Source organism: Bacillus sp. RAR_M1_44 (genome assembly GCF_020165935.1).
Taxonomy (GTDB): domain Bacteria; phylum Bacillota; class Bacilli; order Bacillales; family Bacillaceae; genus Bacillus; species Bacillus altitudinis.
In genome coordinates this window covers 431,434-444,853 of record NZ_JAIUKX010000001.1, presented here as the reverse complement: position 1 = coordinate 444,853, position 13,420 = coordinate 431,434, and the positions used below count along the sequence as shown (strand labels likewise).

Genomic DNA, 13,420 nt, shown 5'->3' with positions numbered 1-13,420 from the left:
ATGAAAGCAGCATACATTCACATTCCATTTTGTGAGCACATTTGTCACTATTGTGATTTTAATAAATTTTTCATTAAAACCCAGCCGGTCGATGAATACTTAGCCGCTCTTGAAAAAGAAATGCAGCACACGATCGATCGAAAAGGGGAGCAAGAACTAAAGACGATCTTTATTGGCGGGGGAACCCCGACATCACTGACAACCAGCCAGTTAGATCAGCTTATGGACAGTATTCACCGCGTATTAAAACCTACCAAAAACTTAATCGAGTTTGCAGTAGAAGCAAACCCAGACGAACTATCGCTTGAGAAATTGAATGTCTTAAAATCAGCAGGCGTTAATCGGCTGAGCTTTGGTGTTCAAACATTTGAAGATGACCTGCTCAAAAAAATCGGACGGGTTCATCAAAAGAAAGATGTTCTCACATCTTTCGAGCGAGCAAGAGCAGTTGGGTTTGACAACATTAGTCTTGATCTGATGTTTGGTTTGCCTCATCAAGAGAAGCATCATGTCATGCATTCACTAGAGACCGCTTTTTCATTAGGTGCAGAACATTATTCGGTTTATTCGCTGATTGTCGAGCCGAAGACGGTTTTTTACAATTTAATGCAAAAAGGGAAACTGCATTTACCACCGCAAGAACGTGAGGCTGAAATGTATGAGCTCGTCATGGATGAAATGGAGCGGCACGGACTCAAACAATATGAGATTAGCAATTACGCCAAACCAGGTTTTGAAAGCCAGCATAACCTCACCTATTGGAGCAACGAAGATTACTTTGGTTTTGGCGCAGGAGCGCACGGATATGTAGATGGCGTCCGTAATGTGAACGCTGGACCAGTGAAGCATTACTTAGAGCTCATTGAACAAACAGGGTTTCCATATAAGGAAACGCATCAGGTGACAAAAGCAGAACAGATTGAAGAAGAAATGTTCTTAGGTTTGCGTAAAATTGAAGGCGTGAAAAGTGCTCACTTTCAAGCGAAATTTGGAGCATCACCAGAAGCACTCTTTCCCGCCGTTCTTGAAGAATTAGCAGAAAAAGGTCTCATTGAACAGGATGAGATTGGCATTCGTTTAACAAGAAAAGGAAAATTGTTAGGAAATGAAGTATTTCAAGCGTTTCTCGGTGAGTTATAATTGACATTTTAATTTGAGTTTGGTAATTTTGTTTATACAATTAGCACTCGTTGAAAGAGAGTGCTAACAGGGGTGATGATGATGTTAACAAATCGTCAGCTTTTGATTCTACAAGTCATTATTAATGACTTTATTCGTTCGGCGCAGCCAGTTGGATCAAGGACTCTTTCCAAAAAAGAAGACATTACATTCAGCTCTGCGACGATTAGAAACGAAATGGCTGATTTGGAGGAACTCGGTTTTATTGAAAAGACCCATTCTTCATCAGGAAGAATTCCTTCCGAAAAAGGATATCGTTATTATGTAGATCATTTGCTCTCTCCGCGAAAACTGTCATCTAAAGAGCTTGTGCTCATCCAGTCAGTATTTCAGGAGAAAATTTTTGAGCTGGAAAAAACAGTTCAAAAATCGGCGGAAATTTTATCAGATCTCACAAACTACACATCGATTGTCCTTGGTCCAAAGCTAAGTGAAAATCGATTGAAGCAAATTCAGCTTGTCCCCGTCCAGCCTAATAAAGCAGTAGCGATTATGATTACAGACAGCGGGCATGTTGAAAACAAAACCATTACCTTCTCTGAGCATCTTGATGTCTCCGATATTGAGAAGCTGATGAATATTTTAAACAGCCGCTTAGCCGGAGTCCCGATGGATCAGCTGAAGGACAGGATGTATAAAGAAGTAGTGATGCTCCTTCGCACGCATTTAAAAGACTATGATCATATTTTAGATGCGCTTGGTAACACATTCACTTCAACACAAAATGAATCAAAACTTTTCTTTGGCGGGAAGATTAATATGTTGAACCAGCCAGAGTTTCATGACATTGACCGTATTCGTTCACTCATGATGCTGATTGAACAAAAGAATGATGTCATGCAGCTGTTTCATCCAAATCAGCAAGGAATCACCATTAAAATCGGTTCAGAAAACAATTTGGAAGCAATGGAGAACTGCAGTTTAATCACAGCAACTTATGCGATTGATCAAAAATCACTCGGCTCCATCGCTGTCATTGGTCCAACCCGTATGGATTACGGCAGAGTTGTTAGTCTTTTGCATCATGTATCAAAAGACTTGTCAAACGCACTTTCCAATTTGTATGATGAGTAGGGTGATAAAAGGTGGGGGCACTGCCCCTTCGTATAATTGAATCTTTTGAGGGAGGTGAACACAATGTCAGAAGAAAAACAGACACCTGAGCAAGCAGCAGAGGTTGAAGCACAAGAAGAAGCAGTTCAAGCAGAAACTGAGGAAGTAAAGCACGATGAACAGCCTGCCTTCCAAGAGAAGATTGATGAATTGCAGCAGCTTCTAGATGAAAAAGAAAACAAAATTCTGCGTGTTCAAGCAGATTTTGAAAACTATAAACGCCGTGCTCGAACTGAAGTGGAGACCGTGCAAAAATATCGTTCTCAACATGTTGTCAGCGACCTTCTCCCAGCTCTCGACAACTTTGAAAGAGCGCTTGGAATCGATCCAGACAATGAGCAGACGAAAAGTTTGTTAGAAGGTATGCAAATGGTTTACCGCCAGCTGGTAGAAGCGTTGAAAAATGAAGGCGTTGAACCAATTGAAGCTGTCGGCAAAGAGTTCGATCCAAACCTTCATCAAGCCGTCATGCAAGTTGAAGATGAAAACTACGATTCAAACATCGTTGTAGAAGAATTGCAAAAGGGCTATAAACTCAAAGACCGAGTTATTCGTCCATCAATGGTAAAAGTAAATCAATAACTACATAATGGGAGGTCATCGAATATGAGTAAAATCATTGGTATTGACTTAGGAACAACAAACTCATGTGTTGCAGTACTCGAAGGCGGCGAGCCAAAAGTTATTGCAAACGCTGAAGGAGCACGTACAACACCATCTGTTGTCGCTTTTAAAAATGGAGAGCGCCAAGTAGGTGAAGTAGCGAAACGTCAATCAATTACAAACCCGAACACCATCATGTCTGTTAAAAGACATATGGGTACAGATTATAAAGTAGAAGTTGAAGGCAAGAACTACACGCCGCAGGAAATCTCTGCAATCATCCTTCAACACCTTAAATCTTACGCTGAAGCTTATCTTGGCGAAGAAGTAACAAAAGCGGTTATTACAGTTCCTGCTTACTTCAACGATGCAGAGCGCCAAGCAACAAAAGATGCTGGTAAAATTGCTGGTCTTGAAGTAGAACGTATCATCAACGAACCAACAGCAGCTGCACTTGCTTATGGTTTAGATAAAACAGATGAAGATCAAACGATTCTTGTATATGACCTTGGTGGCGGTACATTTGACGTATCAGTCCTTGAGCTTGGAGACGGCGTCTTTGAAGTACGCTCAACTGCTGGGGACAACCGTCTAGGTGGAGACGATTTTGACCAAGTCATCATCGATCATCTAGTGGCTGAGTTCAAAAAAGAAAACGGCATTGATCTTTCTAAAGATAAAATGGCGCTTCAGCGTTTAAAAGATGCTGCTGAAAAAGCGAAAAAAGATCTTTCTGGTGTATCTTCTACACAAATCTCACTGCCATTTATCACAGCTGGAGATGCAGGTCCTCTTCACCTAGAATTAACGCTAACGCGTGCTAAATTCGAAGAGCTTTCTGCAGACCTTGTAGAGCGTACAATGACACCTGTACGTCAATCACTGAAAGATGCTGGTCTATCTGCTAGCGAGATTGATAAAGTCATCCTTGTTGGTGGATCAACTCGTATTCCTGCAGTACAAGAAGCAATCAAAAAAGAAACAGGTAAAGAGCCTCATAAAGGCGTAAACCCTGATGAAGTGGTTGCACTTGGTGCGGCAATTCAAGGTGGAGTTATCACAGGAGATGTCAAAGACGTTGTTCTTCTTGACGTCACACCACTTTCTTTAGGAATTGAAACAATGGGCGGCGTATTCACAAAGCTGATTGAACGTAATACAACCATTCCAACAAGCAAATCTCAAGTATTCTCAACGGCTGCTGACAACCAAACTGCTGTAGACATTCACGTCTTACAAGGTGAGCGTCCAATGGCAGCAGACAACAAAACATTAGGTCGTTTCCAATTGACTGATATCCCGCCAGCACCACGCGGCGTACCACAAATCGAAGTATCTTTTGATATCGATAAAAACGGTATTGTCAACGTACGTGCGAAAGATATGGGTACAGGCAAAGAGCAAAACATCACAATCAAATCTTCTTCAGGTCTTTCTGATGATGAGATCGAAAAAATGGTCAAAGAAGCAGAAGAAAATGCTGAAGCAGATGCAAAGAAAAAAGAAGAAATCGAAGTGCGCAATGAAGCAGATCAATTAGTGTTTACAACAGAAAAAACATTAAAAGATCTTGAAGGCAAAATCGATGAAGAGCAAGTGAAAAAAGCGAATGATGCAAAAGATGCGCTAAAAGCTGCGATCGAAAAAGGCGAGCTTGAAGACATCAAAGCGAAAAAAGATGAGCTACAAACAATCGTTCAAGAATTAACGACAAAGCTCTATGAAGAAGCTGCAAAACAAGCACAAGCTCAGCAAGAAGGCGCTGAAGGTGCTCAAAAAGCAGATGACAATGTAGTGGATGCAGAATACGAAGAAGTAAACGACGATCAAGAGAAAAAATAATCACCTTTACTTTTGAAAAAGACTGCTGAAACGTACTCGTCAGAAAGTCAAAGTCAGGATCTCTTGGCTTTGACTTTTTTCTTTTCAACGATGAAAAGGAATTGAAAAAGATCAATTTAAAATGATACAATCGTATTTATGTGAGAAAATCGGGAGTGTGAAGAGATGAGTAAGCGTGATTACTATGAAGTGCTTGGCGTGAGTAAGAGCGCCTCAAAGGACGAAATCAAAAAGGCATACCGCAAGCTTTCAAAAAAGTATCACCCTGATATTAATAAAGAAGCTGGCTCAGATGATAAATTCAAAGAAGTAAAAGAAGCCTATGAAACCCTTTCTGACGATCAAAAACGTTCACATTATGACCAGTTCGGTCACACTGATCCAAACCAAGGATTTGGTGGCGGCGGATTTGGCGGTGGAGGAGACTTTGGCGGCTTCGGCGGCTTTGATGACATCTTCTCTAGTATTTTTGGCGGCGGAGCCAGAAGAAGAGATCCAAATGCACCACGTCAAGGAGCGGACCTTCAATATACAATGACCCTTTCATTTGAAGAAGCGGCATTTGGGAAAGAAGCAACGATCGAGATTCCCCGCGAGGAATCATGTGAAACGTGTCATGGATCAGGTGCAAAACCTGGAACACAGGCGAAGACATGCTCACATTGCGGCGGATCAGGTCAACTAAATGTCGAGCAATCCACGCCATTTGGTAAAGTAGTCAACCGCAGAGTATGTAACTACTGTAGCGGAACTGGTAAACAAATTGAGCATAAGTGTTCAACATGTGGTGGATCTGGTAAAGTGCGTAAGCGTAAGAAAATCAATGTGACGATCCCAGCAGGTGTGGACGATGGTCAGCAGCTTAGAGTATCTGGTCAAGGTGAACCAGGTGTAAATGGAGGACCTCCAGGCGATCTATTTGTTGTTTTCCATGTGAGGGCGCATGAATTCTTCGAACGAGATGGAGATGACATCTACTGCGAAATGCCGCTTACCTTTGCGCAGGCTGCACTAGGTGATGAAATTGAAGTGCCGACATTACATGGGAAAGTCAAATTAAAAGTTCCTGCGGGCACACAAACGGGTACGAAGTTTAGACTCAAAGGAAAAGGTGTAAAAAATGTACGCGGTTATGGTCAAGGCGATCAGCATATCGTTGTACGCGTCGTAACACCGACGAATTTAACTGAAAATCAAAAAGATATCATTAGAAAATTTGCTGAAGTGAGCGGAAATAAACCGGACGAACAAGAAATGAGCTTTTTCGATAAGGTGAAACGCGCATTTAAAGGCGAGTAAGACGGATAAGGAGTTGGTAGTATTGAAGTGGTCAGAAATTAGCGTCCATACAACAAATGAAGCGGTGGAACCGATCACCAATATTTTGCATGAAGCAGGTGCAAGTGGTGTCGTGATTGAGGACCCGCTTGATTTAGTCAAGGAACGTGAAAATGTATACGGTGAGATCTACCAGCTCGATCCGAATGATTATCCTGAGGAAGGGGTTATCGTCAAAGCCTACCTTCCGATGAATAGCTTTTTGATGGAAACGGTAGATGAGATCAAAGAAGCCATCAACAATCTTCTTTTATATGATATTGACCTTGGACGAAATACACTGTCAATTTGTGAAGTAAACGAAGAAGAATGGGCGACTGCATGGAAGAAATACTATCATCCTGTGAAAATCTCTGAGAAATTTACCATCGTCCCAACATGGGAAGAGTACACACCCGTTCATTCTGATGAATTGATCATCGAAATGGACCCTGGAATGGCATTTGGAACCGGTACACATCCAACAACGGTTCTTTGCATTCAGGCGCTTGAGCGCTATGTGAAGGAAAACGACACGGTGATTGACGTTGGAACAGGATCTGGCATTTTAAGTGTTGCCGCTGCAATGCTCGGTGCAAAAGACATTCATGCATTTGATCTCGACACCGTTGCAGTGGAAAGTGCAAAGCAGAACATCGAATTAAATGGTGTGAGCGAGCAAGTAACGGTAAAACAAAATAATTTACTTGATGGGATTTCAGGTGAACGCGATGTGATTGTGGCCAACATCCTTGCAGAGGTCATCATGCGCTTTACAGATCAAGCGTATGATCTATTGAAGAAAGACGGTTACTTTATTACATCAGGCATTATCGGACAAAAGAAATTACAAGTCAAAACGGCTTTAGAAGAAGCCGGTTTTGAGATTGTTGAAGTGCTGTCAATGGAAGATTGGGTCAGCATAATAGCGAAAAAATAAAGCGAGTAGGTGTCAGGACACGTATGCAACGATATTTTATCGACCTCACAAAAGAAGAAGTGACGGAAAAGGGACACATCGTCATAAAGGGTGAAGATGTTCATCACCTTGCAAACGTCATGCGGATGAAAGCAGGAGAAGACATCCTTTGCTTAACGACAGACGGCTTTGAAGCGCTCAGTAAAATTGATACAATAACAAAGGAAGAAGTGATTTGTCACTTGGAAGGCTGGACGAATCAGAATCGAGAACTTCCGATCAAGGTGACGATTGCAAGCGGTCTGCCAAAAGGGGATAAGCTTGAATGGATTATCCAAAAAGGCACCGAGCTTGGCGCAAGTGCTTTTATTCCGTTTCAAGCGACTCGTTCGATTACAAAACTTGACCAAAAAAAGTCATTAAAAAAACGAGATCGCTGGGAAAAAATTGCGAAAGAAGCTGCCGAGCAGTCTTACCGGAATATCATTCCGCGCGTTCATCCAGTATCAACATTTAAAGAGCTGATTCAACTGGCCGGTGAATTCGATAAATGTGTCGTTGCATACGAAGAATCATCGAAAGAAGGCGAGCAAAGCCGGTTTCAAACGGTGCTCCAACAGATGAAGGGCGGACAAACCTTATTAGTGGTTTTTGGTCCAGAAGGCGGTTTAGCAGAAAAGGAAATTGAAGAACTTGAAGCGCATGGTGCAGTCATTTGCGGGCTTGGACCACGCATTTTAAGAACAGAAACAGCTCCTCTTTACGCGCTTTCTGCTATATCTTATCAAACAGAGTTATTAAGAGGTGAATCATGATGGGAACAGTAGCGTTCCATACACTTGGCTGTAAGGTCAATCACTACGAAACAGAAGCCATCTGGCAGCTGTTTAAAGAAGCTGGCTATGAAAGAAAAGATTATGAATCAAAAGCAGACGTATATGTCATTAATACATGTACCGTCACCAATACAGGCGATAAAAAAAGCCGCCAAGTCATTAGAAGAGCCATTCGTCATAATCCGGATGGTGTCATTTGTGTAACAGGCTGTTACGCACAAACGTCTCCGGCAGAAATCATGGCGATTCCTGGCGTTGATATTGTGGTTGGCACACAAGACAGACATAAACTGCTTGGTTATATTGAAGAATACAGAAGAGAAAGACAGCCGATCAATGGAGTTGGCAATATCATGAAAGCACGGGTCTTTGAAGAACTAGATGTTCCTGCGTTTACTGACAGAACACGTGCTTCATTAAAAATCCAAGAAGGCTGTAACAATTTCTGTACATTCTGCATTATCCCTTGGGCTCGCGGATTACTGCGTTCTCGCGATCCAGAAGAAGTCATCAATCAAGCGCAGCAGCTTGTCGATGCTGGCTACAAAGAAATTGTATTAACAGGTATTCATACAGGTGGATACGGTGAAGATTTAAAGGATTATAACTTTGCTAAGCTTCTGAAAGAATTAGATGAACGTGTGGCGGGATTAAAACGAATCCGCATTTCATCCATTGAAGCAAGTCAAATTACAGACGAAGTGATTGAAGTGCTCGATCAGTCAGATAAAATTGTGAGACACTTGCACATTCCGCTTCAATCTGGCTCTAATACTGTACTGAAAAGAATGCGCCGTAAATACACAATGGAATTCTTTGCAGAGCGTTTAATGAAGCTCAAAAAAGCATTGCCAGGTCTTGCTGTCACTTCAGATGTGATCGTTGGATTCCCAGGAGAAACAGAAGAAGAATTTATGGAAACATACAATTTTGTCAAAGACCATCAATTCTCTGAGCTCCATGTGTTCCCTTACAGCAAACGGACAGGTACGCCTGCTGCAAGGATGGAAGATCAAGTAGATGAGAATGTGAAAAACGAACGCGTTCACCGCCTCATTGCTCTTTCTGATCAGCTTGCGAAAGAATATGCATCGGCATATGAAGGCGATGTCTTAGAGATTATTCCAGAAGAATCCTTCAAAGAACAAGACGGAACGCACAATCTGTATGTAGGATATACTGATAACTACATGAAGGTCGTATTTGAAGGAACAGAAGACATGATCGGCCGTTTGGTGAAAGTGAAGATTACGAAAGCAGGTTATCCTTATAACGAAGGACAATTCGTCCGTATAAGTGATGACGTGCAGACGGATCAAGTGAGAATGACCTCATAATGAATGAAAAACCGGCAGCCATTAGGCAAGCCGGTTTCTTTTATGTTGACCGATTCGGAAGAAGGAACAAAATCAAGGCGTGAAAAGGGCGGATGAACGGGAAAAAGAGGAGAGAACTTGCAACATTAAACAGCAGACTAAAGTGCGCAATCTGCTGGGCAGGAGAGCTTGCTAAAAGCGCAACAAACTCTGTGATAAAGGCGAGAAAAGGAAGACATAAAAGAACACCTAGAACATTAAACACGACGTGTGCATACGCGGTTTGGCGGGCTGCATAACCGCCAGAGATAGCAGCCATCACGGCAGTAATACATGTTCCGATATTGGATCCTAAAACAAAGCTGATGCCTTCTTTTAGAGCGACAGTCCCTTCATTCATAAATCCCATCAAAATACCGATACATACAGAGCTTGAATGAACAATCGCGGTGAGAACTGTACCAGAGAGAAGAGCTGTCCAATCGGAATGCTGCATCATTTCAAGGAAACGCAGCGTCTCTGGCTGACTGGTCATCATCCCTGCAATTTTTGAAAAACCTTGAATGCAAAAAAAGATCATGCCAAGCCCAAATAAACTTTTTCCTGCATATCGAAAAGACTTCCTGCCCAAAATGATACATAAAAGACCGGCTGCAATCAGAACCCACATAAACACGTCCATCTTAATGGCAATAAATTCTGTCGTAAATGTTGAGCCGATATTCGTTCCAAGAATCATGGGTATGGATTTTTTAAACGTGAGAATGCCTGTACTCACAAAGCCGATAACGATGACCATAAACGCCGAACTGCTTTGAAGAACCCCTGTAAACACAATACTGACCAAGAATGCTTTGACTGGATGATCTGTAAAGAGAAGAAGTGATTTCTCAATACGAGACGACGTGAGCGTCATTAATCCTTTCCTAAGCAAACCCATTGCCCATAAAAAAATGAAAATAAGTGCACAAAAATAAATGATCGCCATCATAGAAAAGTCCTCCTCTTACCAATGAATATATGGACTTGTCTACCTGCTCATGACGAAAATATATTTCCAAATCACTTAGTTGACCTCAACCTAGGCTTATATTATAATGTCTAGGTACATGTTTTGCATGTATATCTTTTTTTAATGCAGTCGATTGGTGTATTCGGAGGGAGGGAAAGAGAATGTCAAAAACGGTCGTTAGAAAAAACGAATCGCTTGAAGATGCTCTTCGTCGCTTTAAACGCAGTGTATCCAAAACTGGAACATTGCAAGAAGCAAGAAAGCGTGAATTTTATGAAAAGCCTAGCGTAAAGCGTAAGAAAAAGTCTGAAGCTGCTAGAAAACGTAAATTCTAAAGAGGGTGGATTTTATGAGTCTTCTTGAGCAATTAAATTCTGATATGAAGCTTTTTATGAAAAACCGAGAGAAAGACAAGCTTATTGTCATTCGTATGGTAAAGGCTTCACTGCAAAATGAAGCAATAAAGCTTAAGAAAGACAGTTTGACCGGAGATGAGGAACTAACCGTCCTTTCCCGCGAGATTAAGCAACGTAAAGACTCCCTCCATGAATTTTCGAAAGCTAATCGCTTAGATTTAGTAGATAAAGTTCAAAAAGAGATTGACATTTTAGACGTTTATTTACCTGAACAGCTTTCTGAAGAAGAACTGCAGGCGGTTGTGAAAGAAACAATCGCCGAAACCGGTGCTTCATCGAAAGCTGATATGGGTAAAGTGATGAGCGCTATTATGCCAAAAGTAAAAGGTAAAGCTGATGGTGCTGTGATTAACAGGCTTGTCAGCGAGCAACTGTCTCAATAAAAAAGTATCCTTCTCATGTTAGAAGGGTACTTTTTTTATGTCTCCATAAACCTGTCATATAAAAATGAAACCTATGATACATTTGTAACGTATGTAAAGGAACGGTAAAATGAAAGAAAGAGAGGGGGGATCACCAAATAGATGAAAAAAATGAAAATTTCTATTGCTCTCTTCAGTTGTTTTATAATATGCTTGTTATTAGGGGTTCAATTGACCGCGAAATCAGCAGATCAGAAAGTTCATGTTATCCCAATTGAAGATACAGTAGAAAAAGGACTTTCTAAATTCATTGAACGATCATTTGAGCAGGCAAAGTCGGAACAGGCGAAGCACATCATTCTCGACATCAATACACCAGGTGGTGCAGTCGATGCGGCGCTTGAAATAGCCGATACCATTCGTGCATCCGATATCCCAGTGACTGCGTTTGTGAATCATAGAGCGCTTTCAGCCGGGGCATTCATTGCCTTAAATGCCGATCAAATTTATATGACCCCAAACGGAAAGATGGGGGCTGCTGCGATTATTGATGGTGAAGGCAACGCTGCCGATCAAAAATCTGAATCTCTATGGCTTGCTGAAATGAGTGACGCTGCTGAAAAGCAGGGGCGTGATCCAAAATATGCTCTTGCGATGGCAGATGTAGATATAGACGCAAAAGAAGCTGGTGCACCAAAAGGAGAATTGCTGACCTTTAACACAGATCGGGCACTTCAGTTCGGTTATGCAGAAGGAGAAGCGAAAAATATGGATGACTTGCTTCAGAAGTTGAACTTAGCAGATGCTTCTGTTCAATACGATGAAGTGAGCTTTGCTGAAAAGGTTGCGCGTTTTCTCACGCATCCGATCGTCATTCCTATCCTTTTATCCATCGCGAGCTTAGGGTTAATTGTTGAATTATATTCTCCCGGCTTTGGGGTCCCAGGCACCATGGGAGTCACAGCGCTTCTTCTATTCTTTTATGGTCATCTCGTGGCAGGTTTTGCAGGATATGAGACATTGTTCCTGTTTTTGGCAGGGATTGTGTTGATCATTCTGGAATTATTTTTGCCAGGGGGAATCGTGGGTGTCATTGGACTAATCTGTGTCGTTGTCAGCTTATTTTTAGCAGCTGGAAGCTTTACAGAAATGGCGATTTCCATCTTGATTGCCACTGCTGTTTCAATCATAGCAGTTATTTTATTGACAAAGGTGTTGGGGAAACGTATGAAATTTTTTAAAAAGTTCATTTTAACCGATTCAACCAATAAAGAAAGTGGTTATGTCTCAAATGAAACAAGAGATGATCTTGTAGGACAAATCGCAGTGACAGCAACAGCACTTCGTCCATCTGGTACGATTGTATTCGGAGACGAGCGCATTGATGTTGTGTCAGAAGGTGCTTTTATCGATAAGGATGAACAAGTAAAAATTGTGAAAGCGGAAGGCTCACGCATTGTCGTGAGGAAAGTATAGATATACTGATTTTATAGGAGGAATAAAATGGATCCATCTACTTTACTATTATTTGTGATTATCGCAGCAGGTTTGATCGTTCTATCGATCTTCTTCACCTTTGTACCGGTGATGCTGTGGATTTCTGCCTTAGCGGCTGGCGTAAGAGTGAGCATTTTTACACTTGTAGGAATGAGACTTCGCCGAGTGATTCCAAACCGAGTGGTCAACCCGCTCATCAAAGCGCATAAAGCAGGTCTTGATGCGACGATTAACCAATTAGAAAGCCACTATCTTGCAGGTGGTAACGTAGACCGCGTTGTCAACGCACTGATCGCAGCTCAGCGTGCGAATATCGAATTGAATTTTGCTCGCTGTGCGGCAATCGATCTAGCAGGACGTGACGTACTTGAAGCTGTCCAAATGAGTGTAAACCCTAAAGTCATTGAAACACCATTTATCTCAGGTGTTGCGATGGACGGGATTGAAGTAAAAGCAAAAGCACGTATTACAGTTCGTGCAAACATTGACAGACTTGTCGGTGGTGCAGGGGAAGAAACGATCATTGCTCGTGTAGGTGAAGGGATTGTCTCTACAATCGGTTCATCAGATAATCATAAAAAGGTTCTTGAAAATCCTGATATGATTTCTCAAACGGTTCTTGGTAAAGGATTAGATTCAGGTACAGCATTTGAAATTCTCTCGATTGATATCGCAGATGTTGATATCGGTAAGAACATCGGGGCAATCCTGCAGACAGACCAAGCAGAAGCCGACAAAAACATTGCACAGGCGAAAGCAGAAGAACGCCGCGCGATGGCTGTTGCACAAGAACAAGAAATGCGTGCGAGAGTTGAAGAAATGCGCGCGAAAGTAGTAGAAGCAGAGGCTGAAGTACCACTTGCAATGGCCGAAGCACTACGTGAAGGTAATATTGGAGTTATGGACTACATGAACATTAAAAATATCGATGCTGATACGGATATGAGAGATTCATTTGGCAAAATGACAAAAGGTCCATCTGATAATGAAAACAAATAAGCATCCTCT

The 13,420-nt window shown here is 41.8% G+C and carries 13 protein-coding genes; 12 read left to right on the top strand and 1 reads right to left on the bottom strand.

Annotation, left to right across the window (positions count from 1 at the left end; genetic code table 11):
- The 8 genes from hemW to mtaB all read left to right on the top strand — a co-directional run bounded on the left by hemW (position 1) and on the right by mtaB (position 9,146).
- The gene (gene hemW, locus LCD34_RS02395) at positions 1-1,140 is read left to right on the top strand and encodes a radical SAM family heme chaperone HemW (RefSeq protein ID WP_224558460.1); all 1,140 of its coding nucleotides are present in this window, start codon (positions 1-3) and stop codon (positions 1,138-1,140) included.
- A gap of 81 nt (positions 1,141-1,221) precedes the next feature.
- On the top strand, positions 1,222-2,253 hold the full coding sequence (hrcA, locus tag LCD34_RS02390; protein WP_008342473.1) for a heat-inducible transcriptional repressor HrcA: 1,032 nt from the start codon (positions 1,222-1,224) through the stop codon (positions 2,251-2,253).
- A gap of 63 nt (positions 2,254-2,316) precedes the next feature.
- Complete coding sequence (gene grpE / locus LCD34_RS02385) at positions 2,317-2,874, top strand: nucleotide exchange factor GrpE (protein ID WP_048003101.1); 558 nt, start codon at positions 2,317-2,319, stop codon at positions 2,872-2,874.
- A gap of 24 nt (positions 2,875-2,898) precedes the next feature.
- Positions 2,899-4,737, top strand: a complete 1,839-nt coding sequence (dnaK, locus tag LCD34_RS02380; RefSeq protein ID WP_008342469.1) for a molecular chaperone DnaK — start codon at positions 2,899-2,901, stop codon at positions 4,735-4,737.
- A gap of 165 nt (positions 4,738-4,902) precedes the next feature.
- Positions 4,903-6,036, top strand: coding sequence for a molecular chaperone DnaJ (gene dnaJ, locus LCD34_RS02375; protein WP_008342467.1), 1,134 nt, complete (start codon positions 4,903-4,905; stop codon positions 6,034-6,036).
- Between the two features lie 22 nt (positions 6,037-6,058).
- Positions 6,059-6,994, top strand: a complete 936-nt coding sequence (prmA, locus tag LCD34_RS02370; RefSeq protein WP_017358022.1) for a 50S ribosomal protein L11 methyltransferase — start codon at positions 6,059-6,061, stop codon at positions 6,992-6,994.
- A 23-nt stretch (positions 6,995-7,017) separates the two neighbouring features.
- Positions 7,018-7,788: a 16S rRNA (uracil(1498)-N(3))-methyltransferase gene (locus LCD34_RS02365; RefSeq protein WP_046344016.1), complete on the top strand. Its 771-nt coding sequence runs from the start codon at positions 7,018-7,020 to the stop codon at positions 7,786-7,788.
- The gene (gene mtaB / locus LCD34_RS02360; RefSeq protein WP_048001527.1) at positions 7,788-9,146 is read left to right on the top strand and encodes a tRNA (N(6)-L-threonylcarbamoyladenosine(37)-C(2))-methylthiotransferase MtaB; all 1,359 of its coding nucleotides are present in this window, start codon (positions 7,788-7,790) and stop codon (positions 9,144-9,146) included. The genes LCD34_RS02365 and mtaB overlap by 1 nt, the downstream gene beginning before the upstream one ends.
- Positions 9,147-9,186: 40 nt before the next feature.
- On the opposite strand, the gene LCD34_RS02355 is transcribed toward mtaB, so the two are convergent.
- On the bottom strand, positions 9,187-10,116 hold the full coding sequence (locus LCD34_RS02355; protein ID WP_060832438.1) for a Na/Pi symporter: 930 nt from the start codon (positions 10,114-10,116) through the stop codon (positions 9,187-9,189).
- Positions 10,117-10,298: 182 nt separating this feature from the next.
- Between LCD34_RS02355 and rpsU the strand changes: the two genes are divergently transcribed.
- From rpsU to floA, 4 genes are all read left to right on the top strand, one after another.
- The gene (gene rpsU / locus LCD34_RS02350; protein WP_003152957.1) at positions 10,299-10,472 is read left to right on the top strand and encodes a 30S ribosomal protein S21; all 174 of its coding nucleotides are present in this window, start codon (positions 10,299-10,301) and stop codon (positions 10,470-10,472) included.
- Between the two features lie 14 nt (positions 10,473-10,486).
- Positions 10,487-10,936 carry a GatB/YqeY domain-containing protein gene (locus LCD34_RS02345; RefSeq protein WP_007501319.1) on the top strand — a complete coding sequence of 150 codons (450 nt, stop codon included), beginning with the start codon at positions 10,487-10,489 and terminating at the stop codon, positions 10,934-10,936.
- Positions 10,937-11,077: 141 nt separating this feature from the next.
- Entirely contained in the window at positions 11,078-12,391 is a 1,314-nt protein-coding gene (locus LCD34_RS02340; protein ID WP_144610281.1) for an NfeD family protein, read from the top strand.
- Positions 12,392-12,418: 27 nt separating this feature from the next.
- Complete coding sequence (floA, locus tag LCD34_RS02335) at positions 12,419-13,411, top strand: flotillin-like protein FloA (RefSeq protein ID WP_007501317.1); 993 nt, start codon at positions 12,419-12,421, stop codon at positions 13,409-13,411.
- The last annotated feature ends 9 nt before the right edge of the window (positions 13,412-13,420 follow it).